At 62.7% G+C, this 22,471-nt stretch carries 21 protein-coding genes; 17 read left to right on the top strand and 4 right to left on the bottom strand.

Annotated elements, in window-relative coordinates; all coding sequences use genetic code 11:
• Nucleotides 1-118 precede the first annotated feature (118 nt).
• The 4 genes from DFO46_RS04120 to DFO46_RS04105 all read right to left on the bottom strand — a co-directional run bounded on the left by DFO46_RS04120 (nt 119) and on the right by DFO46_RS04105 (nt 4,944).
• Entirely contained in the window at nt 119-2,032 is a 1,914-nt protein-coding gene (locus DFO46_RS04120; RefSeq protein WP_120276422.1) for an AAA family ATPase, read from the bottom strand.
• A gap of 2 nt (nt 2,033-2,034) precedes the next feature.
• On the bottom strand, nt 2,035-3,186 hold the full coding sequence (locus DFO46_RS04115; protein WP_120276421.1) for a hypothetical protein: 1,152 nt from the start codon (nt 3,184-3,186) through the stop codon (nt 2,035-2,037).
• 79 nt (nt 3,187-3,265) lie between these two features.
• Nucleotides 3,266-4,354: a hypothetical protein gene (locus tag DFO46_RS04110; RefSeq protein ID WP_110792088.1), complete on the bottom strand. Its 1,089-nt coding sequence runs from the start codon at nt 4,352-4,354 to the stop codon at nt 3,266-3,268.
• Nucleotides 4,355-4,557: 203 nt separating this feature from the next.
• A complete protein-coding gene (locus tag DFO46_RS04105; RefSeq protein ID WP_110792086.1) occupies nt 4,558-4,944 on the bottom strand; it encodes a cytochrome c family protein in 387 nt (128 codons plus the stop codon).
• Here DFO46_RS04105 and DFO46_RS24225 point away from each other — a divergent pair.
• The 17 genes from DFO46_RS24225 to bioB all read left to right on the top strand — a co-directional run bounded on the left by DFO46_RS24225 (nt 4,928) and on the right by bioB (nt 22,395).
• Nucleotides 4,928-5,053 carry a hypothetical protein gene (locus DFO46_RS24225; protein WP_281039886.1) on the top strand — a complete coding sequence of 42 codons (126 nt, stop codon included), beginning with the start codon at nt 4,928-4,930 and terminating at the stop codon, nt 5,051-5,053. The two genes, DFO46_RS04105 and DFO46_RS24225, sit on opposite strands and share 17 nt — an antisense overlap.
• A 224-nt stretch (nt 5,054-5,277) precedes the next feature.
• The gene (locus tag DFO46_RS04100; protein WP_245422596.1) at nt 5,278-6,168 is read left to right on the top strand and encodes a choline ABC transporter substrate-binding protein; all 891 of its coding nucleotides are present in this window, start codon (nt 5,278-5,280) and stop codon (nt 6,166-6,168) included.
• A 92-nt stretch (nt 6,169-6,260) separates the two neighbouring features.
• Nucleotides 6,261-7,136 (top strand): choline ABC transporter permease subunit, encoded by an 876-nt coding sequence (gene choW, locus DFO46_RS04095; RefSeq protein WP_120276419.1) that lies wholly within the window; start codon nt 6,261-6,263, stop codon nt 7,134-7,136.
• The gene (choV, locus tag DFO46_RS04090; protein ID WP_120276418.1) at nt 7,133-8,176 is read left to right on the top strand and encodes a choline ABC transporter ATP-binding protein; all 1,044 of its coding nucleotides are present in this window, start codon (nt 7,133-7,135) and stop codon (nt 8,174-8,176) included. The genes choW and choV overlap by 4 nt, the downstream gene beginning before the upstream one ends.
• 52 nt (nt 8,177-8,228) lie before the next feature.
• On the top strand, nt 8,229-8,975 hold the full coding sequence (locus DFO46_RS04085) for a pyridoxamine 5'-phosphate oxidase family protein (RefSeq protein ID WP_110792079.1): 747 nt from the start codon (nt 8,229-8,231) through the stop codon (nt 8,973-8,975).
• A 110-nt stretch (nt 8,976-9,085) separates the two neighbouring features.
• Nucleotides 9,086-9,406, top strand: coding sequence for a metalloregulator ArsR/SmtB family transcription factor (locus tag DFO46_RS04080; RefSeq protein ID WP_110792077.1), 321 nt, complete (start codon nt 9,086-9,088; stop codon nt 9,404-9,406).
• 499 nt (nt 9,407-9,905) lie between these two features.
• Nucleotides 9,906-11,234 (top strand): aspartate aminotransferase family protein, encoded by a 1,329-nt coding sequence (locus DFO46_RS04070; RefSeq protein ID WP_120278134.1) that lies wholly within the window; start codon nt 9,906-9,908, stop codon nt 11,232-11,234.
• Nucleotides 11,235-11,491: 257 nt separating this feature from the next.
• Nucleotides 11,492-11,755, top strand: a complete 264-nt coding sequence (locus DFO46_RS04065; RefSeq protein WP_110792075.1) for a hypothetical protein — start codon at nt 11,492-11,494, stop codon at nt 11,753-11,755.
• Nucleotides 11,756-11,937: 182 nt separating this feature from the next.
• Nucleotides 11,938-13,044, top strand: coding sequence for a branched-chain amino acid ABC transporter substrate-binding protein (locus DFO46_RS04060; RefSeq protein WP_110792074.1), 1,107 nt, complete (start codon nt 11,938-11,940; stop codon nt 13,042-13,044).
• A gap of 172 nt (nt 13,045-13,216) precedes the next feature.
• The gene (locus tag DFO46_RS04055) at nt 13,217-13,861 is read left to right on the top strand and encodes a DUF47 domain-containing protein (protein WP_120276416.1); all 645 of its coding nucleotides are present in this window, start codon (nt 13,217-13,219) and stop codon (nt 13,859-13,861) included.
• Nucleotides 13,861-14,865, top strand: a complete 1,005-nt coding sequence (locus DFO46_RS04050; protein ID WP_110792070.1) for an inorganic phosphate transporter — start codon at nt 13,861-13,863, stop codon at nt 14,863-14,865. Before DFO46_RS04055 ends, DFO46_RS04050 begins: the two co-directional genes overlap by 1 nt.
• Before the next feature lie 62 nt (nt 14,866-14,927).
• Complete coding sequence (locus DFO46_RS04045; RefSeq protein WP_348627721.1) at nt 14,928-18,329, top strand: DNA methyltransferase; 3,402 nt, start codon at nt 14,928-14,930, stop codon at nt 18,327-18,329.
• Between the two features lie 157 nt (nt 18,330-18,486).
• Nucleotides 18,487-18,888: a rhodanese-like domain-containing protein gene (locus DFO46_RS04040; RefSeq protein ID WP_120278132.1), complete on the top strand. Its 402-nt coding sequence runs from the start codon at nt 18,487-18,489 to the stop codon at nt 18,886-18,888.
• A 214-nt stretch (nt 18,889-19,102) separates the two neighbouring features.
• Nucleotides 19,103-19,468 carry a hypothetical protein gene (locus DFO46_RS04035; RefSeq protein ID WP_120276415.1) on the top strand — a complete coding sequence of 122 codons (366 nt, stop codon included), beginning with the start codon at nt 19,103-19,105 and terminating at the stop codon, nt 19,466-19,468.
• A gap of 202 nt (nt 19,469-19,670) precedes the next feature.
• Nucleotides 19,671-20,540 (top strand): aldose 1-epimerase family protein, encoded by an 870-nt coding sequence (locus tag DFO46_RS04030; protein WP_120276414.1) that lies wholly within the window; start codon nt 19,671-19,673, stop codon nt 20,538-20,540.
• Between the two features lie 296 nt (nt 20,541-20,836).
• Nucleotides 20,837-21,400: a biotin transporter BioY gene (locus DFO46_RS04025; RefSeq protein ID WP_245422595.1), complete on the top strand. Its 564-nt coding sequence runs from the start codon at nt 20,837-20,839 to the stop codon at nt 21,398-21,400.
• Between the two features lie 14 nt (nt 21,401-21,414).
• A complete protein-coding gene (gene bioB, locus DFO46_RS04020) occupies nt 21,415-22,395 on the top strand; it encodes a biotin synthase BioB (protein ID WP_245422507.1) in 981 nt (326 codons plus the stop codon).
• The last annotated feature ends 76 nt before the right edge of the window (nt 22,396-22,471 follow it).

Genomic DNA, 22,471 nt, shown 5'->3' with positions numbered 1-22,471 from the left:
CCTACCCTCTCCCCGAAAGGGGGGAGAGGGAGGAGCACGACGCCGGCCACCTGGCCTTCTCCCCGCCTGCGGGGAGAAGGTGCCCGAAGGGCGGATGAGGGGCAAGCGCAGCACTCACTCACCACGTCCCCTCCCCCTTCATCTTCTCGATCTCCCCGATCGCCCGCTCGCGCTGGCGTTCGCGGCGAATGATCTCGCTCACCGCCGCATCATCAGACTTGTCGGCATAGCGGAATTCCGAGTCGGCGTAGCGGTTGATCTCCTGAAGGATCATGTCCATCGTCACGGGGCCGCGCAGCTCCGCGATCATCGCCTTCTTCTCGTCATAGCTCTTGTGGACGAAGGCATCAGGCTTTTCGAACCAGGCATCGGGCAATTCGACATCCATTGCCCGCATCTTGATCGCATCGGTGATGTTCTTGATAGCGCGGCCGGTGAAGCGCGGTTCGGCGAGCTTGATCGCATGCAGATAGGCGCCGACATCCTCAAGCGTTTCTATCTTGCCCTCGGCCTTCTCGTAGCGTTCCCAGACCGCCACGAGCCCGTCCTCCTTCGGGCGGTCATGCTCGCCATAGGAGCGGCTGACGGCCTTCTGTATTTCCTGGCCGGCAAAGAGCTTGTGGTCTCCGAGCGGGATCTGGTGGTTCTTGCCGACCAGCAGCGAGAAGATGTCGATATAGTCCTCGCGCGTCTGCGGCCCGTCGACCAGCCAGCGGGCCCCGGCGCGCTGGCGAAGCGCATCATCGACATTTTCGGGATAGTTGGAGAACATGCCGAAGGTCGCATTGCCGCGCACCACAGTCGAGGCGCCGGCAAAGCTCTCCATCAGCACCGCCGTCACCTCGTGCTGCCCCGCCGACGCCCGGTCGTCGGAGCGTTTGGCGGTGACCTGATCGACGTCGTCGATCGTGCCGAAGCCGATGACGCGGGGGTTGAGCACGTTGTTGACGAAGCCTTTGCAGTTCTGGCCCGACTTGCCCTGATAGGACGAGATCTGGTCGACGCCGAAATTCTCGTAGTGAAAGGCATAACCCGCCATCTGGCAGTAGTCGTTCAGGAGACCCGCCAGCATCTGGATCAGGATCGTCTTGCCGGTGCCCGGCATGCCGTCGCCGATGAAGGTGAAGAGAAAACCGCCCAGCTCGACGAATGGGTTCATCTGCCGGTCGAAATCATAGGCCATCAGCATCTTGGCGAGCTTCAGCGCCTGATATTTGGCGATGTGGTTGCCGATGATCTCTTCCGGCTTCTTGAAGCTCATCGACAGCGGCTTCGACTTGACGCCCGGCACGGCGTCGAAACCATCGAGGGTGAAATCGTCCTGATCGACGCGGATATGGGCGTTTTCGAACACACCGAGATGTTCGAAGCGCGCCTTGCGGGTGAGAAGCCCGTCGAGCGCGAGATCGGCGAGACCGCGCACCCGGCCGATCAGCGTCTGATCGTCACCAGCACCCTTGGCGGCCGTATCGATGGCAGCGACCATGCTTTTGAGCGCATCCTGGGCCGTATCGAACAGGAAGTCGGGTTCGCGGATACCGTCGAGCTGTTCGCCCTCACCGGAGACGGTGGACTTCAGATAGGCGGCAAAGGCAAACGCTGCCACATAGGCCTGGGAGGCGATCAGCGCCTTGAAGCGCGCGGCCTCCTCGCCCTGCAGCGGTGCACTGATGTTGCGCGCCTGCAAAGGCTCGAGCTCGCTCTGCCGGGCAAAGACATCCGATATCGCAAGCGCCACCTGCGCACCGCGCCGCACGCGATAGAGCACGGCATGCTGGGCCGGCGTCATCAGCGGATCGGCTGTGCTGGCCGACTGAATGGTTTTGGTGAGTTCGATCTCGCGGGTTCTGCGCACCGAGCCGGTGGAGACCGTCGAGACAAACCGCCGGCCCGTACCGGCAATCGGGGCGCCGGACGAACCCTCGCCCTGATCGAGCACGATCACCCGCGTCACCAGCCCTTGCGCGACCGCGAGATGCTTGGCGATGTCCTCTTCCCTGAGCGTCGTCAGCCCGGCCGTCAGTTCACTCATCTTCAGACCTCGCTCACGATCTGGTTGCCGGAAATCACATGCACCTTGAAATTGCCGAAGATCGCGCTGACCTCGTTCGCCGCATAAAGCGCCTGATAGGCGTCATGCGGCACAAGTGCATGTTTTTCATAGGTCGAAACGCCCATGCGCGCCGCTTCCAGGTCATGCGTCTCGATATGGAATTCCTGGGTGGCCGGCGTTGATGAAAAGAAGCCCTTCACCGCAGGCTGCTCGCGTTTGGAAAACACCTCCTGCACCGTCCAGGTCATCACCCAGGCATTCTCCGGTCTGCGCACCCGGTCGAGGATTTCGGTGACGCGACCGGAGTTTTCGGTCAGCCCGGTCGAATAGAGCGGCCCCAGCACGACGCGCCGCACCGATTTCGGATGCAGGTTGGGAAAGTCGCGATCCATATTCGTCGCGATCGTCGCCGGCGTCAGCGAGTAAGCGGAATTCTTGGCGCAGAAATCATCGAAGCTGCGCGCCAGCTCCGGATTGAGCAGCCCGCCGACGGGAAGCGGAATCTCGACCTCTTCGTTGAGCGTGCCAGTCTCGGTCACCAGGATCTTCGCCACGTTCTCGGAGGAATCCTCGACCGTCGCGAGATAGATCATCGGCAGCGTGCTGACCCCGTCGAAGGCAGCCCAGCTGACGAGATAGGACGGCCGGCGCGATTGCGGATTGACGCTGACGGCAACGGTGGTCGGCAAAACGAAGGGCGAGAAGATCTCACCGGCGCCGACCTGCTCGAGATAAAGCCGCTCGGCGATCTGCTGCTGCAGGGCTGCCGGAAACTCCTTCTGCCGCAGGATGAAATCGACCATTTCCGCGCGCAGCTTGCCGACATCCGGGATCGTCGAGAGCCGGGATGCAGCCCCTGCCCGGTCGTTTTCAAGCTCCAGCACGTTCTTGAAGATCGGAAAGCCGCTCTCGGCCTGCGCGATCTTGAACTGGCCGGAAAAACCGATGCGGTTCTGCCAGGAGGTAAAGGAGTTTCGCAGGCGATCGAGGTAGGGCAGAAGATGCAGCGTCGGCGGACCCTTTTCGCCGAAGCGGCGGTCCGGCTGGCCGAAGAACTGCTCGAGCCCCGACAGCGCCGAGGCCATCGTGGTGAAATAGTGCGACACGGCACTGGTGCGATCGACGACGTTCATGCCCCTCCCCCTATCAACAGGACTGCGCACCGCGAGAGCGGCACGCGATCCGAAGATCGCGTCCACGCATCCGGCATGATCAGGGCTTCACGTAGTTGGCGGCGTTGTGCTTGTCGAGCACGGTCTGGAAACGCCGGGCGAAGGCCTCGTCGGCGAGTTTCTTGCGGCGCTGGATGTCCTGCGTCGAGAGCATGTTCTTCTCGTGCAGTTCCAAGAGATCGCCGATATGGCGCTGCGCTGCAGCGCCGATGCCGGCCATGGTTTCTTCGGCGGCCGTATCCACCTGGGAGCCCAGCGTGTTGATCCGGTGTGCGACCTCCTGCTGGGCGGCCGTCTTCAACGAATCCTCCAGCGCCTTGTAGAGCACGATGCGCTGCTCGGTATCGATGGTCAGCTTGTTGATCAGCGTGTTCTGGGCGGCAATCTGGTTGTTGAGCGAATCGACAAAGGTCTGGAACATCGAGGTGTAGCGTTCCAGCGTCTGGCTCTCCGCCAGCAGTTCCTGCTCGCGCGCCTGGGCCTGGTTGTAGTCGGTCGCAAGCTTGGAGCGCTCGGCTTCCAGAGCGGTCCGTTCGGACGTGTCGGTGGAGGCGGCGATCTTGTTTTCGATGTCGAGCAGCGCCGGATTGAGCGTCTCGATGCGCTTCTGGGTTTCCTCGAGATTGGCGATCGTCTGCTTGCGCCGTTCGATCACCTGCACGAGGCTTGTTTCCGAAGTCTTGTAGCGTTCTTCGAGGACGGACTTCTGTTCCTTGAGGATGCCGACGATGCTGTCCGACTTGGCGAGCAGTTCCTGCAGATTGCCGGCAAGCGACATGTTGCGCACGCGTTCGGTGCGCATGCGCTGCGCCTTCTGCTTGGAGAAGATGCCGATGAACTTTTCCATGCCGGAAAAGCTCTTCATGCTCTCGAACTCGGCGCCGAAGACATTGGTCGCGTCTTCCAGCCCGATGATCAGGTCGGCGATGTTGGATTCCATCACCTTCTGCTGCTTCAACACGTCCTCGATACGGGCATTCTCGATATCGAAGTCCTGGCCGGTCAGCTTGCTGTCGCTCTTGGCGAGCGTATCCAGCACCATTCCGGACTGTTCGATCTTGCCGCGCATGTCCGAGACGACCTTGCGCGTCTTCTCGATCTCGCTGTCGAAGGATTGCAAAGTCGCCATGTTCTCTCCCTGTCACTCCTGCCGGCGGCGGGCCGGCCTCGTCTCGTGCCACCATAACGCGTTTCCCGGTGCAGGAAAGCGTCGGAACGCACAGCGCCGATGGCGCTCACCCAATGTGGATGATCGCGGCCGCCACACAAGAGGGCGTAGCAGAGAAATGCGACAGCCGGTCAACGGCTGCCGCAGCGCCAAGTTGTGCCGAATTACTGTCCGCCGGCGGCGGGATCCTTCAGATAGGCGATGACATTGGCGATGTCCTCGTCCTTCTTCAGACCGGCAAAGGCCATCTTGGTGCCCTTCACCAAGGCTTTGGGTGCCTTGAGATAGTCCGTCAGCAGCGCGTCGTCCCAGACCTTGCCCTGACCGAACTCGGTCATGGCGGGGGAGTATTTATAGTCGGCGATCGACGCCACCGGGCGCCCGACCACACCTTGCAGCGTCGGGCCGACCTTGTTCTTGGCCTCGGTTGCGATGTGACAGGCCGAACAGACCTTGAAGGCCTTGGCCCCGGCGACCGGATCGCCATCGGCGAGCGCCGGAAGCGGCAGGGCGAGCGTGGACAACAGCACCAGCATGGAAGACGTTTTCATCGAAACTCCTTTTGATCCATTCGACAGCGCCGGCAAGCGCTGCGATATCCAGACACCTGATGGCATGACACGGCAAGAGCGCGCATTGACGCGCATCAACTTCCACTGATTTTTGGCATTCGCGACATCGGCGCCGGAATGCGACAGTTAAAGGCGATCGAGGTCGCAAACAGGGGTCATGCCGCGGCGCAAACGCGCGGGCATCCTTGCAATTCTCCGGTATTGAATGTTGACTTGGGAACTTCAATAAAAAAACGGGAGCCTGAAATGAATACCATCCTCGCTTGTCGCCGCACCCTCGTCGCCACCGTCTCGCTGCTGGCGATCTCCGCCATGCCGCTTGCGGCGGCAGAAGCCGAGAGCTGCTCGACCGTCCGCTTCTCCGACGTCGGCTGGACCGACATCACCGCCACCACCGCGACCGCCTCGGTCATCCTCAAGGCGCTCGGTTACGAGCCGACCACCACGGTTCTCTCCGTGCCGGTCACCTACTCCTCGCTGAAGAACAAGGACATCGACGTCTTCCTCGGCAACTGGATGCCGACCATGGAAGGTGACCTCGCTCCCTATCGCGACGACAAGTCCGTCGAGATCTTCGGCCCCAACCTCGAAGGCGCGAAATACACGCTCGCCACCAATGCAAAGGGCGCTGAACTCGGCATCAAGGATTTCGCCGACATCGCCAAGAATTCCGACGCACTCGGCGGCAAGATCTACGGCATCGAGCCGGGCAATGACGGCAACCGCCTGATCCTCGACATGATCGAAGGTGACAAGTTCGGCCTCGGCAAGTTCGAAGTCGTCGAATCTTCCGAACAGGGCATGCTGGCCCAGGTCGCCCGCGCCGAAAAGGACGGCGAACCCGTCGTCTTCCTCGGCTGGGAGCCGCATCCGATGAACGCCAACTTCAAGCTGACCTATCTGTCGGGCGGCGACGATGTCTTCGGCCCGAATTTCGGCGGCGCGACGATCTTCACCAACACCCGCGCCGGCTACACCACCGAATGCCCGAATGTCGGCAAGTTCGTCACCAACCTGAAGTTCTCGCTCCAGATGGAGAACGAGATCATGGGCAAGATCCTCAACGACGGCGCCGACGCCGAGGCAGCGGCCACCGACTGGCTGAAGGCCAACCCGGCCGTGATCGAGCCCTGGCTCGCCGGCGTGAAGACCAAGGACGGCAGCGAAGGTCTGCCGGCAGTCAAGACGGCTCTCGGTCTCTGAAGACTGTCCATCGACTGGGAAACCGCGCGGACGGACGCAGCACCGTCCGCGCGGCCTCCAGGCAATCCACATGAGGCGGTTCGGGGACATCAATGAATTTTCTGACTGACTACAAATTGCCCATCGGGGCGCTTTCGAAGGGTTTCGTCGACTGGCTGACGACCAATCTGGACGTACTGTTCAATCTGATCGCCACGATCCTCAGCGCATCCATCAATGCGATGCTCTTCGTGCTGCAGGGCCCCTTCCTGAAGGGGACGGCGTTCGAGCCCTTTTATCCGCTGCTGATGATTGCCCTCTTCTCGCTCTTTGCCTGGGTCATGCGCCGCTCGATAGGCGTGGTCGTTTTCACCTTTCTCGGCCTTCTCCTGATCTACAACCAGGGTTACTGGAAGGAGACGATGGAAACGCTGGCGCTCGTGCTGGCGGCTGCCGGCGTCTCGATGGTCATCGGCGTGCCGATCGGCATTGCCTGCGCCCGCCGCCCCTGGCTCTACACCGCCGTGCGCCCGGTGCTCGACCTCATGCAGACGATCCCGACCTTCGTCTACCTGATCCCGGCGCTCATCCTCTTCGGCCTCGGCATGGTCCCGGGTCTCATCGCCACCGTCATCTTCGCCATTCCCGCCCCGATCCGCCTCACCCGCCTCGGCATCATCTCGACCCCGCCCTCGCTGGTGGAAGCGGCGGTCGCCTTCGGCGCCACCCCCTCTCAGGTGCTGCGCAAGGTCGAACTGCCCTTCGCCACGCCGCAGATCATGGCGGGCCTCACCCAGACGATCATGTTGTCGCTGTCGATGGTCGTCATCGCGGCACTGGTCGGCGCAAGCGGCCTCGGCGTGCCCGTGGTGCGCGCGCTCAACACCGTCAACATCGCCCGTGGTTTCGAGGCAGGCCTCTGCATCGTCATCCTCGCCATCATTCTCGACCGGATCTTCCGCATCCCCGGCATGGGAGACGACGCATGAGCGACGCAGTAATCTTCGGCAATGTCGACATCGTCTTCGGCGACAATCCGCAACGCGCCCTCGAAATGGTCGACCAGGGCAGGACCCGCGACGAGATCGGTGCCGAAACAGGCCTGGTGCTCGGCGTCGCCGGCGCCTCTCTTGCCGTCCAGGAAGGCGAAATCCTGGTGCTGATGGGCCTGTCCGGCTCGGGCAAATCGACCCTTCTGCGCGCCGTGAACGGCCTTGCCCCGGTGGTCCGCGGCAATGTCGCCGTCAAGACGGACGCCGGCTTTGTCGATCCCTACAAAGCCTCGGCCGGCATTCTGCGCGATCTGCGCATGCACACCGTCTCCATGGTTTTCCAGCAGTTCGGCCTGCTGCCCTGGCGCACGGTTGCCGAAAATGTCGGCTTCGGCCTGGAGCTGGCAGGCGTGCCGGATGCCGAGCGCGAAGAGACGGTGGCGACCCAGCTGGAACTGGTCAACCTGTCGAAATGGGCCGACCGCAAGGTGCAGGAACTCTCCGGCGGCATGCAGCAGCGCGTCGGCCTCGCCCGCGCCTTTGCGACCGGCGCGCCGATCCTCCTGATGGACGAGCCCTTCTCGGCACTCGACCCCCTGATCCGCACCCGTCTGCAGGACGAACTCCTCGAATTCCAGGCGCGGCTGAAGAAGACCATCCTGTTCGTCAGTCACGACCTCGACGAGGCCTTCCGCATCGGCAACCGCATCGCCATCATGGAAGGCGGCCGCATCATCCAGTGCGGCACGCCGCAGGAAATCGTGCGGAACCCGACCAACCAGTATGTCGCGGATTTCGTGCAGAACATGAACCCGATCAACATGCTGACGGCGGCCGACGTGATGCGCAACGGGGTCACCGGCGAACAGGGCCAGGTGACCGGCACGACGGCGCCGCGCACGCCGCTCGTCGACGTGCTCGATGCACTCGCGCGGCAACCCGGCACCATCGGGGTCGTTGACAACGGCGTCGTCATCGGCACGATCGATGCTCAGGATGTCGTGAGCGGCCTGACCAGGCACCGACGCAAGGCCTGACGCCCAGCCCGGCATCCGCAAGACAAACAGGCGGATACCGGAGACGAGGGATATGACGGACAAGCCAAAGGTGATTCGCGACACCGACGACGATGCGCGCCGCCAGGCGCGCATCTTGCTGCGCGGTGCGCGATTTGCGGCCATCGGCGTCATCGATCCGGAAACGGGTTTTCCCTTTGTCAGTCGCGTGCTGCTCGGCACCGATATCGATGGTGCCGCCGTTATCCTCGTCTCGAACCTGTCGGCTCATACCGGCGCGCTGCTCGCCGATCCGCGCGCCTCGCTGCTGACCGGCGAACCAGGCAAGGGGGACCCCCTCGCCCATCCGCGGCTCACCGTGCAATGCCGGGCTGAAAGCGTCGAACGCGACAGCGCGCTGCATGCGCGGCTGCGCGGCCGCTTCCTCGCCCGCCACCCGAAATCGCAGCTTTATATCGACTTTCCCGACTTCCGTTTCTTCCGTCTGGTGCCCGAAAAGGCGAGCCTCAATGGCGGTTTCGGCCGCGCCTATCATTTGGGCAGGGACGACTTTCTCATACCGATTCCTATCGATAATTTCTGGGAGGATCAGGAAAGCCTTATACGAGATTTAGGGGGGTCTAAACCGGCCATCGCCTCTCGGATCGCCACCGAAATTTACCATGCGCCGGATGGTAAATGGACCGTCTGCGGCATAGATTCTCAGGGAATAGACTTAATTTTCAAGGACATGCTCATTCGCCATGAATTTGTGACGCCCGTCACAAAAAAGCAGGATTTAGAATTAGTATTACCTAAAACAGAATACACGGTACCTTAAATTTAGGCATATACAATTTTATTCTCGTTGATAGACTTAATGACATATCTAAGGCACCGATTTTACGATTGCCCCTCCCCCAAGGCGCTCGCCCAAGGAAAGTTGAACCGATGAAAACAAGAGCATTGTCCGAACAATCCACCGTCGCCGCAGGCTTACTGTCCGCCATGGCAAACCCGAAGCGCCTCATGATCCTTTGCAGCCTTGTCGAGGGTGAAGTTCCGGTTGGCGTTCTGGCAGCCCAGGTCGGCCTGAGCCAGTCCGCCCTGTCGCAGCACCTGTCCAAGCTGCGCGCGCAGAAGCTGGTCAAGACCCGCCGCGACGCCCAGACGATCTACTACTCCTCGACCTCGGAATCGGTCATCAAGATCCTCTCGACGCTCGAAAGCATCTACTGCCCACCCGTTGCCGCGAGCAAAACTGCCGCCTGATGACAGCGCTGCCAAGACCCGATGCCATTGGCCTCGGGACGAGTGAACCCGCTGGTTTTGTCAGCCGGGGCATGACGGAAGCGCAGCGCAACGACAGACACACCGACCGTGAACAGAAGCCCCGGAAGCAAACCGCTCCGGGGCTTTTTGTCAGGAGCGACAGAGAGCAGAGAGCAACACCGCGCTCCTTCGCCGCAAGCACCGCGCAATTTGCCATGTTAAGCTGACATCTGGATTAGCGGAACGCGCGACCGCATGCGTGGACCGGGCGACGACGGATCACGCCGCGAACGCCAGTCGGGACGCTTCAGGTGCATCCGCTTCCCTACCCGCATCATCACGCAAATTGCCAGATCCATGACCTTTGTTGATGCCACCCCGGCAGTGGCTTGACCGCGCTTCATGCCCTGCTAACGTGACGACGCAACGACAGCCGCGGCAGACGCGCCGATGGCCGGGAGAATGGCCGCCCGCGACCAAAAGGGCCATGGAGAACACGATGTCTAACCGCCTGAATTCCACGCCGAACGACCTGCGCGCCTTCTGGATGCCGTTCACCGCGAACCGCCAGTACAAGAAGGAGCCGCGTCTCTTCGTCGGCGCCAAGGACATGCACTACACCACCCATGACGGCCGCCAGGTGCTCGACGGCACCGCCGGTCTCTGGTGTGTGAACGCCGGCCACTGCCGCCCGAAGATCACCGAAGCGATCCGCGAGCAGGCCGGCGAACTCGACTATGCGCCGGCCTTCCAGCTCGGCCATCCCAAGGCGTTTGAACTGGCGAACCGCCTGATCGATCTGGCGCCCGACAACATGGCGCATGTGCTTTACACGAATTCCGGCTCGGAATCGGTCGAGACGGCGCTGAAGGTGGCGCTGGCCTATCAGCGCGTGAAGGGACAAGGATCCCGCACCCGCCTGATCGGCCGCGAGCGCGGTTATCACGGCGTCAATTTCGGCGGCATCTCGGTCGGCGGCATCGTCTCCAACCGCAAGATGTTCGGCACGCTTCTGACTGGCGTCGACCACATGCCGCACACCCATCTGCCGGGCAAGAACGCCTTCTCCAAGGGCATGCCGGAGCATGGCGGAGACCTCGCCGACGAGCTGGAGCGCATCGTCACCCTGCATGACGCCTCGACCATCGCCGCCGTCATCGTCGAACCCGTCGCCGGCTCGACCGGCGTGCTCATCCCGCCGAAGGGTTATCTGCAGCGCCTGCGCGAACTCTGCACCAAACACGGCATCCTGCTGATCTTCGACGAAGTCATCACCGGTTTCGGTCGCCTGGGCGCCCCTTTTGCGGCCCAGTATTTCGACGTGAAGCCTGATATCATCACGACGGCCAAGGGCCTGACCAACGGCGTCATCCCGATGGGTGCGGTCTTCGTCACCGCGGAGATCCACGACGCCTTCATGACCGGCCCGGAACACATGATCGAGTTCTTCCACGGCTATACCTATTCCGGCAACCCGATCGCCTCTGCCGCGGCCCTCGGCACTCTCGACACCTACAAGGAAGAGGGCCTGCTGACCCGCGCCGCCGAGATCGCCCCCTATTGGGAAGAGAAGCTGCATTCACTCCGGGATTGCCCGAATGTCATCGACATCCGAAATCTCGGCCTGATCGGCGCGATCGAACTGAAACCGATTGACGGCGAGCCGACGAAGCGCGCCTTCAACGCCTTCCTCAACGCCTACAATGACGGCCTGCTGATCCGCACGACCGGCGACATCATCGCCCTTTCGCCGCCGCTGATCATCACGACCGAGCAGATTGACGAGCTCTTCGACAAGCTGCGCAAGGTGCTGATGAACAACATCTGAGATTTTCTCCCAGTGAAGACAAAAGGCGGCCCCTGTGGCCGCCTTTCGTTTGCCGAAGCTTGCGCGAAGCTGACCACGCCGACCCGCCTGCGCTTGTTCCGCCTCCGGCCATCCCGTATTCTCAAGGGAATCGCACGTTCGATCCCGGCGCAGATGACCGCGAGGGTAAGACCGACGACGGTAGCACACCCGGCCCTTTCCGCTTCCGACATCAGGTCTGGAGCGACTTGTCCGGGTCAGGTCCCGGGAGGATTTCCGTGGTCGACCTCTTCAAGCGCATGTTCGGTAAAGACGCATCCGCCAATTTCACCCCTGCTCAGCCAGAACCGGCCGCCGCTTCTGCGGCCCGGGCCGATGAAGCACGCCTCGCCGCCCGCCGTGCCCAGATCAGCAATGATCTCTTCGAACTGCAGCAGATCGCCATGGCGGAACTGGCGCTCCGCCGAGAGCAGGATGCCGCAGCCGCCAAGGCCGGCTTCGAGGCAGAAGACGGCGTCGGCGGCCGCATCCTGACCGTCTGAGACACGGCCGCCATCGCCGGTTTCCAATCCGCTCCGAGAAAGCTGTGGCGTCTTCGCGCACCATGCCGTCAGGGCTTTTGCCGCACTCCGTTTTTGTCTAAAGCAATCATGGGGAGCAACAAAAGAACCCTGATGGCGTCAAAACCGGCAGAGATCGGTCGCGCAGACCCAAGGAGACGGACATGAAATTTCAACTTCTCGCCAGTGCGGCCCTTGCCGCGCTGATCGCCACCGCACCAGCCGCCCGCGCCGAAATCGTGCTCGGCCTGATGGCGCCGCTGACCGGCCCGCTCGCCGCCGTTGGCGCGCAGATCAAGAACGGCGCCGAAACCGCCGTTGAGGAAATCAACAAGAAGGGCGGCGTCAACGGCGAACAGCTGAGCCTGAAGATTGCCGACGATGCCGCCGAACCGAAGCAGGGCGTTTCCGCCGCCAACCAGCTCGTCGGAGAAGGCGTGCATTTCGTCGTTGGCCCGGTCACGTCAGGTGTTGCCGTTCCCGCCTCCAGCGTTCTGGCCGAAAACGGCGTGCTGATGGTCACCCCGACCGCCACCGCGCCCGACCTCACCGCCCGCGGCCTGACCACCGTCTTCCGCACCTGCGGCCGTGACGACCAGCAGGCCGATGTCGCCGCACAGCTGGTTCTCGCCTCCTACAAGGACAAGAAGATCGCCATCCTCGACGACAAGGGCCAGTACGGCAAGGGCCTTGCCGATGCCTTCAAGACCGCGCTCAATGCCGGCGGCGTCACGGAAGTCTTCCGCGACTCCCTGACCGCAGGCGAAAAGGATTTCGGCGCGCTCGTCACCCGTCTGAAGTCGGAAGGCGTCGAAGTCATCTATTTCGGCGGCTACCACCCGGAAGCCGGCCTTCTGGTGCGCCAGATGCAGGATGCTGGCCTGAAGGCCCAGCTGATCGCCGGTGATGGCCTGTCGAACAACGAATATGTGACGATCGGCGGCGACGCTGCCGAAGGCACGATCTTCACCAACGCCGCCGACGCGCTGAAGAACGAAGACAGCAAGGCCGCCGTCGCCGCGCTCCAGGCGAAGAACGTGCCGGCCGAAGCCTTCACGCTCAACGCCTATGCCGCTGTCGAAGTGATCGCCGCCGGCATCACCAAGGCCGGCAGCGCCGACGATGCCGAAGCCGTGGCAACGGCCCTGAAGGACGGCTCGGAAATCCCGACCGCCATCGGCAAGCTGACCTATGGCGAGACCGGCGACCTGACCTCGCAGAGCTTCGCCGTCTACAAGTGGGAAGGCGGCAAGACCGTCGCCGCGGAATAAGACGTCAACATCGAGAATGAAGAAGGCGGCCGGCAACGGTCGCCTTTTTTTTATAACTCATCCCCAGGCAATGCGAAAAATCCGGCAATTCCGGCCCGCCCGGCGGTTTCCTTTGTCCCGTCGCCCTTTTATGACAGCCGCATGACATTTCCGTGAAAAGGTCCGGAACCCGATGCTCAGCCTGTTTCGTAAAATGCTTCCCCGTGAAGATCGTTTCTTCGACATGTTCGCCGCCCATGCCAAGACCGTGGTCGGCGCGGCCGAAGCGCTCGGCGCCCTGTTGCAGGGCCAGGACATCGAGGGCAATTGCAAAAGGATCGTCGCCCTTGAGAATGAGGCCGACGACATCACCCGCGAGGTGTTGCAGGCCGTGCGCCGCAGCTTCATCACCCCCTTCGACCGGGGTGACATCAAGGACCTGATCCAGTCGATGGACGATGCCATCGACATGATGCACAAGACGGTGAAGACCGTCCGCCTCTACGAACAGACGAGCTTCGATCCGCGCATGCAGGAAATGGGTCGAGCCATCGTCGAAGCGGCCCACCTGATTGCCGAGGCGGTTCCGCTGCTCGACAAGATCGGCCAGAACCACCAGCGCCTGACGCAGATCGCCGAAGACGTGACCCGTGTCGAGGGTCGCTCGGACGAACTGCATGACGAAGGCCTGAAGGCGCTCTACCGCACCCATCGCGACAGCGGCAATGCCATGGCCTATCTCATCGGCACGGAAATCTACGGCGAACTCGAAAAGGTCCTCGACCGCTTCGAGGACGTCGCCAACGAGATCAGCGGCATCGTGATCGAGAACGTCTGATGGAAGCGACGCTTGCGTTCCCGCTGCTCGTCGCCCTGATCGGCATCGCGCTCTTCTTCGACTTCCTGAACGGCCTGCACGATGCCGCCAATTCGATCGCGACGATCGTGTCGACGCGGGTGCTCAAACCGCAATTCGCCGTCGCCTGGGCGGCCTTCTTCAATTTCATCGCCTTCCTCTTCTTCGGCCTGCATGTCGCCGAAACGCTCGGCAAGGGCATCATCGATCCGGCCATCGTCTCGCCGGCAGTGATCTTCGCCGCCCTGATGGGTGCGATCATCTGGAACATCGTCACCTGGATCTTCGGCATCCCCTCCTCCTCCTCGCATGCCCTGGTCGGCGGCCTGGTGGGTGCAGGCCTCGCCAAGGTCGGCTTCAGCGCCATCGTCTTTGCCGGGTTGTCGAAAACGGTGCTGGCGATTTTCCTCTCGCCGATGATCGGCTTTCTGCTCGCGCTCGTCCTCGTGCTGATCGTCTCCTGGGTCTTCGTCCGCCAGACGCCCTTTGCCGTCGACAACACCTTCCGCGTGCTGCAGTTCATCTCCGCCTCGCTCTATTCGCTCGGCCATGGCGGCAATGACGCACAGAAGACCATGGGCATCATCGCCGTCCTGCTCTTCAGCCAGGGTTATCTCGGCCCGGAATTCCACGTGCCCTTCTGGGTGGTGATCTCCTGCCAGTCGGCCATGGCGCTTGGCACGCTGTTCGGCGGCTGGCGCATCGTCCACACCATGGGCTCGAAGATCACCAGGCTCAATCCGATGCAGGGTTTCTGCGCGGAAACCGGCGGCGCGATCACCCTGTTTGCCGCCACCTGGCTCGGCATCCCGGTTTCGACCACCCATACGATCACCGGCGCCATCGTCGGCGTGGGCGCAGCAAGGCGCGCAACCGCCGTGCGCTGGGGCCTCGCCGGCAACATCGTCATCGCCTGGATCGTCACCCTCCCCGCCGCAGCCCTGATCTCCGCCACCTTCTATCTCCTGGCCGATCTGTTCGGCTGAACCCGTTGCGTCTTGACCCGCGACGGCTATGATCCGGCGAGCGACAAAAAGACGAGGGAATCGTGACCGTGCAAGCAGGGGTCGAGGCGTTCATCACGCGCTGGCAGGGGCAGGAGGGCGGCCAGGAACGGGCGAATTACGCGCTTTTCCTCACCGAACTCTGCGATCTCCTGGAGCTGCCCCACCCCGAACCGGCCTCTGCCGCCCATGAGGACAACGACTACGTCTTCGAGCGGGCGGTGAAGGAGACCGGCCGCGACGGCGCGAATTCGCAGAAGCGGATCGACCTCTACAAGCGAGACTGCTTCGTTCTGGAGGCCAAGCAGAGCCGACTGTCGGGCGACAAGAAGCTGCCGGAGACACCCCAGCTGCCTGGCCTGGAAAGCACCCCGCGCGGCCGCCGCCAGAGCGCCAACCGCGCCTGGGACGTGCTGATGATGAATGCCCGTGCGCAGGCCGAAAACTATGTGCGCCTGCTGCCGACCTCTCACGAGCCGCCGCCCTTCGTGCTGGTTGTCGATGTCGGCCACGCGATCGAGGTCTATGCCAATTTCCGCCGCGACGGAAAGGCCTATGACCAGTTCCCCGACCGCCGCTCCTTCCGCATCTATCTGGAGGAGCTGCGCGATGAAAACGTACGCGCCCGGCTGAAAGCGATCTGGACCGATCCCCTGTCGCTCGACCCGACCCGCCACGCCGCCAAGGTGACGCGCGAGATCGCGACCCGCATTGCCAAGGTGTCCAAGGCTCTGGAGGAGCAGGGGCACCAGACCGAAGAGGTTGCGATGTTCCTGATGCGCACGCTCTTCACCATGTTCGCCGAGGATGTCGAGCTTCTGCCCAAAGACAGCTTCAAGGGGTTGCTGGAAGACTGCGCGCAAAAGCCGGAAATCTTCCCCGGCATGATGGGCGATCTGTGGAAGGCGATGGACGAAGGCGGCTTTACCGCGACGATCCGCGAGAAGGTGAAGAAGTTCAACGGCGAGTTTTTCAAGAACCGCCGGGCGCTGCCGTTGGCGAAAGAGGAGATCGGCGAGCTTGCGGCTGCTGCCCGGTACGACTGGAAGGATGTCGAGCCGGCCATCTTTGGCACCTTCCTCGAACAGGCGCTCGACCCCAATGATCGCCGCAAGCTCGGCGCCCATTACACGCCGCGCGCCTATGTCGAACGGCTTGTGATTGCCACCGTCATCGACCCCTTGCGCGCGGAATGGGACGCTGCCCGTTCCACCGCCGACCGGCAGAAGGCCGAGGGCAAGGCGGATGCGGCGGTCAAGACGGTGCAGGCCTTTCACGACCGGCTTTGTGATACCCGCGTGCTCGACCCCGCCTGCGGCACCGGCAATTTCCTCTATGTCTCGCTGGAGCTCATGAAGAAGCTCGAAGGCGAGGTGTTGGAGGCGCTGGTCAATCTCGGCGGACAGGAGGGCCTGGCGCTCGAAAGCCACACCGTCGACCCGCACCAGTTCTTGGGCCTCGAGGTCAATCCCCGCGCCGCCGCCATTGCCGAGCTGGTCTTGTGGATCGGCCATCTGCAATGGCATTTCAAGAACCGGGGCGTGGCGCCATCAGAGCCGATCCTCAAAGCCTTCCACAACATCGAGAACCGCGACGCGGTGCTGCTCTGGGACGGCTATCCGCTTCCCCAGGTGAAGGACGGCGTCGAGTGTTATCCCAATCCGCGCCGGCCGAAATGGCCGGAGGCTGATTACATCGTGGGCAACCCGCCCTTCGTCGGCGGCAAGGATATCCGTGCCCGCATGGGCGGCGCTTATGCCGAGGCGCTGTGGAAGGCGCACAAACACATGAACGACAGCGCCGATTTCGTCATGTACTGGTGGGACCGCTCTGCCGATATCCTGCTCAAACCCAAGACCCGGCTGAAACGCTTCGGCTATGTCACCACCAATTCGATCAGCCAGGTGTTTCAGCGTCGGGTGATGGAGCCCTATCTCAACGCCAAAAAGCCGCTCTCGCTCACCATGGCGATTGCCGATCATCCCTGGACCAAGGTCACGCGCGACAGTGCGGCCGTGCGCATCGCCATGACGGTGGCGCAGGCCGGAAAGCTGGATGGACGGCTGATGGAGGTGACGGCGGAGGAAGGGGTCGAGACCGACAGTCCGGTCATTCTGTTCGAGGAGAAGATTGGGCGGATCAATGCGGATTTGACGGTGGGAGTGGATCTGGCGTCGGTGATACCGATGAGAGCCAATGAGGGACTATCTTCTCGAGGGATGGCTCTTCACGGCGGCGGCTTTATCGTGACACCTCAACATGCAGAGTTTCTTGGCCTTGGGCGGCGTGACGGCGCTGAAAAAGTGATCAAGCATTATCGCAACGGTAAAGATCTGGCCGCCCGTGCGCGCGGCGTCATGGTCATCGATTTGGATGGTTTCACCGAGGAAGAAGTCAGGCAGAAATTCCCGGAGATTTACCAGCACCTCTTGGTAAAGGTGAAGCCGGAACGTGACACGAACAACGAGCCATATCGACGTTTGAATTGGTGGCTCTTCGGTCGACGGAATACGGAGACACGCGGCTTCCTCGCGAATCTCCCGCGCTATATCGCCACCGTTGAAACATCCAAACACCGTGTCTTCCAGTTCCTCGATGCGTCCATCCTGCCGGACAACAAGTTGGTCGCCATCGGTTTGAGCGACGGTTTCCCACTCGGTGTCCTCTCCTCTCGCTTTCATGTCCCATGGGCTATGCGCACCGGCGGCTGGCTCGGCGTCGGCAATGACTCCGTCTATGTCAAATCGCGCTGCTTCGACCCCTTCCCCTTCCCCGATGTTTCCGAGGCCCAGAAAGCCGCGATCGGGGCGATTGCCGAAGAACTCGACGCCCATCGCAAGCGCGTGCTGTCAGACCATCCGCATCTGACGCTGACCGGTCTCTACAATGTGCTGGAACGGCTGAAGGCGGGTGCCAAACTGGACGATCTCGACACCAAGGAGCGCCGCATCTTCGACGACGGTCTGGTGCTGATCCTCAAGGAGTTGCACGAGAAGCTCGATCTGGCCGTGGCGGACGCCTATGGCTGGCCGGCGGATCTGGCGGAAGAAGAGGTGCTCGCCCGGCTCGTTGCCCTGAACAAGGAGCGGGCGAAGGAGGAAAAGCGTGGGCTGGTGCGCTGGCTGCGGCCCGACTACCAGATCCCGCGTTTCGGCTCCGACAAGGAAAAGGCCGAACAGCTGGAGGCCGATCTCGGCGAGGTCATTCTGGAAGCCGTTTCCGGCCCGAAGCCGGGCTTCCCCGCCGACGAACGCGACCAGACGGTGGCGATCCACGCCGCGCTGCTCTCGGCCGAGGGGCCGCTCGATGCGCTTTCGATTGCGCAAAGCTTCAAGCAGGGCCGCAAATGTCTGCCCGCTGTCGAAGCGGTGCTCGCCGCCTTCTTCCGCATGGGGCTGGTGTCGAGTGTCGAGGGGAAGAGTTTCAGCCTGCGCCGCGCAGCGTGAGCCTTACCCTTCCCCCTGCGGGGGAGGGTCGGAGCCTGGCAGGCCTTTTGCCACCGGTGCCTTCACTGGGCCGGAAGGTGCCTCCACCACAGCAGCCCGTGACAGACGCGTTTGATGCGTTATGCTGGCCTTGCGGGTGAGCGACCGGGAGGACGACATGCGGAAGGGCTTCAGGGACTTGCTGGCGGAGGCCGAAGCGCTGGTTGAGGCGGTCGACACCGCTGAGGCGGCGCGGCTGCAGGTGAGCGACAACGTCGTCTTCATCGATCTGCGCGACCCGCGCGAACGCGAGCGCGACGGCGCGATCCCCGATGCCTTCTCCTGCCCGCGCGGCATGCTGGAATTCTGGATCGACCCGGAAAGCCCGTATCACAAGCCGGTTTTTGCCGAGGACAAGCTCTTCCTCTTCTACTGTGCGAGCGGCTGGCGCTCGGCGCTTGCGACGAAGACGGCGCTGGAAATGGGGCTGGAGAATGTCTGCCACCTCGAAGGCGGCTTTTCCGCCTGGCGCGATGCCGGTCTGCCGGTCGAGGCGGTGGAGCTGAAGGGCAAGGGATGAGCCTTGCGGATCATCGGGAGCCTCCGCAACCGGTGCACGGCTTGAAGGACCGGGGCACACGCCCCATCTGAGATGTAAGGAGCCGCACGACTGCGGCCGGTGCGCATGACAGCATCCGGGCCGGTCGATGAAGCGCAACAGCCACGAACCGGTTCTCCGCCGACATCAGGTCGCTGGGGAACGGAATTCCGGCAGGTCTCGTCAGGAGACATCCATGGTCGACAAGGTCAGCCGTATCTCCGGCAGTGAAGCCTCCACCCGAACCGAGACGGGGCACACGCTCAATCTCGGCTCCGACGCCCAGAATGCCTGGGTTGCCGCCCGCCAGTCGAAAATCAACGATGACCTCTTGGAGCGGCACCGGGAGGCCGAGGAGGAACACGCCCGCCACGACACGCCCGATGACGGGCCGGAAACTTCCGAAAAACGGCCGTCGCGCCAGTGGATCGAGCCGCCGGAGACGGAAGTCCCCCCCGAAGACAGCGCCGAGGAGCCGCGCCTGTCCGGCGAAAGCGAGCGCATCGGCACGCAGAATTTCGACGAGGATACGCCCTTCGGCGACCGCGAACTGATCGTCTGACGAGGCCGTAGATGCGCCCGCGCCTCTCCGCCGAGAGATCGGGCGTCGCACTTTCGCCGGAGTTGCTCTACAGCATTTCCGGCGAAAACGGGTTCGCCTTCAATGCTCTATGTCTTTGTTTTCACGCAATTCCGGACGCAAAACCGCTTCGCACTTTTGCTGGAATTGCTCTAGTCTGGCGACAAACAGACGAGGATCCGCCATGCCCCAGACGATTCGCATCGAAAACACCGAGCTTGCCGTCGAAATCTCCTCGCTCGGCGCCGAGATGCAGTCGCTCACAACCGCGGATGGCCGCAACTGGCTATGGAACGGCGATGCGGCGTGGTGGACGGGGCGTTCTCCCCTCCTCTTTCCGATCGTCGGCAAGGCGCCCGGCGACAGGCTGGCGATCGGCGGCAAAACCTATCCCATGGCCCAGCACGGCATCGCCCGGCGCCGCGAATTCGGCCTTGTCGAGCAGACGGCGACCGCCTGCCGGCACGAACTCGTCTCGACCGCCGAGACCCTCGACGTCTATCCCTTCGATTTTCGCCTGACGCTCGAGCATCGCCTGAACGGCCGGACATTGACGGTCACCGCCACCATCGAAAACACTGGCTCTGTCCCGCTGCCCTTCGGCCTCGGCTTCCACCCGGCTTTCCTCTGGCCACTGCCGGGGGCCGAGGACAAGGCCCATGCGGTAATCCTCGACAACGGCGCCGAACCCTGGGTCGTCCAGCTGGAAGGCGGACTGATCGGCAAGACGCTGCCCACCTCGCCATTCAAGGCGGGGCGGCTGGCGCTCAACCACGACCTCTTCGCAAACGACGCGCTGATCTTCCCGGAAGGGGCCGGTACCGGCCTGACATTTGCAGCAGAAGGCGGACCATCGCTGCATTTCAGCTTCGAAAACCTGCCCAATATCGCGCTGTGGCAAAAGCCCGGCGCCCCCTTCCTCTGCATCGAGCCCTGGCACGGCATGGCAGCCCATGCCGGCGGCACCGCGGAACTGGTCGAGCGGCCCTATACAGTGGCGCTCGCGGGAGACGATAAAATGGCCTTCGGCTTCAGTGTTGAAATCCGGGGGTGAGCGCAGAAGCCGACCCCAGGCACCGACCTTCGGCATGAGCTTTATTCGCGCTCGCGGACGGCTGAACACCGGTCGGTTCACCGTCACGCACCCCTAACGTCATAGGGGCCGCCGGAAGGACACGCAGGAATGCGAACCCACCATCATTTTATAGATAAAATTGCGTCCCGCGCCCTAAAAATTGACGATGGCGTAAATTATTATAGTTTTTTCTTGTCACTCTCTCCAAAATATGGATTCATTTATCGATAGAGTTCAAAAATTATCTATAATTTGAGAGAGGCATCATGATCGAAATGATGAGTGCACAACGCTTAAACGCAGCAAAGCTGGCCCGCAGGATCGCGATTGTGATCGTCGGCGCAGCCTTGATGACACTGGCCGCCAAGACGCAAGTGCCATTCTGGCCGGTGCCGATGACGCTGCAGGTGGTGGCCGTAATGGGCTTTGCCGTCCTTCTGGGGCCGCGCCTCGCCACCGGTATCTGCCTCGCCTATCTGGCCGCGGGCGCCGCCGGCCTTCCGGTCTTTTCCGGTAGCCCTGAACGCGGCATTGGGCTTGCCTATATGATGGGACCGACCGGTGGCTATCTGGCCGGCTTCCTCATCGTCTCCTGGCTGGTCGGCGCTCTCTCCTCAGGGCGCGGCCTGATCGGGCAGATCGGCGCCATGCTGGCGGGTCTGGTCGTCGTCTATGCCTGCGGCCTGGCCTGGCTCGCGATTTATGTGCCGGCCGCAAAGCTGCTGGCCGCCGGCCTCCTCCCCTTCCTCCTTGGCGATATCGTCAAGATCGCCGTGGTGGCAGCCGCAACAGCGCTGCTGTCGCGCACCCGCTTCAACCTCAGGGCTCTTGATCAATGAGCCCGGAAACGCCCGTGATCCGGCATGACTGGACGGTCGAGGATATCCTCGCCGTCCATGACCTGCCGCTGCTCGATCTCATCGGCAAGGCCAATGCGGTGCACCGCACACACCACGATCCCAACCGGGTTCAGAAGGCGAGCCTTCTGTCGATCAAGACGGGTGGCTGTCCGGAAAACTGCGCCTATTGCGCACAATCGGCGCATCACCGCGAGGTCGACCTCACCCGTGACCGGCTGATGAACCCGAAAGTCGTAGTCGCCATGGCCGCCCGCGCCAGACAGGCAGGCGCCGAGCGTTTCTGCATGGGCGCGGCCTGGCGGCAGGTAAAGGACGGTCCGGAATTCGACGCCGTCCTGGACATGGTGCGCGGCGTGCGGGAACTCGGCATGGAGGCCTGCGTCACGCTCGGCATGCTGAAACCGCACCAGGCCGAACGGCTGGCCGAGGCGGGCCTGACGGCCTATAACCACAATCTCGACACCAGCCCGGAATTCTACGACCAGATCATCACCACCCGCACCTATGAGGACAGGCTGGAAACGCTGGCCACCGTTCGCGCCTACGGCATCGATCTGTGTTGTGGCGGCATCATCGGCATGGGTGAGACGATGCGGGATCGTGCAGGCATGCTCAGGGTGCTCGCGACAATGGACCCGCATCCGGAAAGCGTGCCCATCAATGCGCTGGTGCCGGTTGCCGGTACGCCCCTGGCGAATCAACCGCCCATCGACCCCTTGGAATTGGTGCGCATGGTTGCCACCACCCGCGTCGTCATGCCCACCTCGACGGTGCGGCTGTCGGCCGGTCGCTCCGGCCTGACGCGCGAAGCGCAGATCCTGTGTCTGGTCGCCGGCGCCAATTCCGTCTTCTATGGAGATACGCTGCTGACCACGCCGAATGCCGGCATTGGCGAAGATGCCGAACTCTTTACCGCCCTCGCCGGCATCCCGTCCGGGCTGGACGCGGCAGGCAAGAAGGCGAGCGCCGCCTGATCCCCAAGGCCGGCAGGCGACCTCACCTGCCGGTCCCGCAACCGCAACCGGGAAACGCTTGTCTCCGCGTCGCTTC

Source organism: Rhizobium sp. AG855, from assembly GCF_003610655.1.
GTDB lineage: Bacteria > Pseudomonadota > Alphaproteobacteria > Rhizobiales > Rhizobiaceae > Allorhizobium > Allorhizobium wuzhouense.
This window is presented reverse-complemented; position numbering and strand designations above follow the sequence as displayed.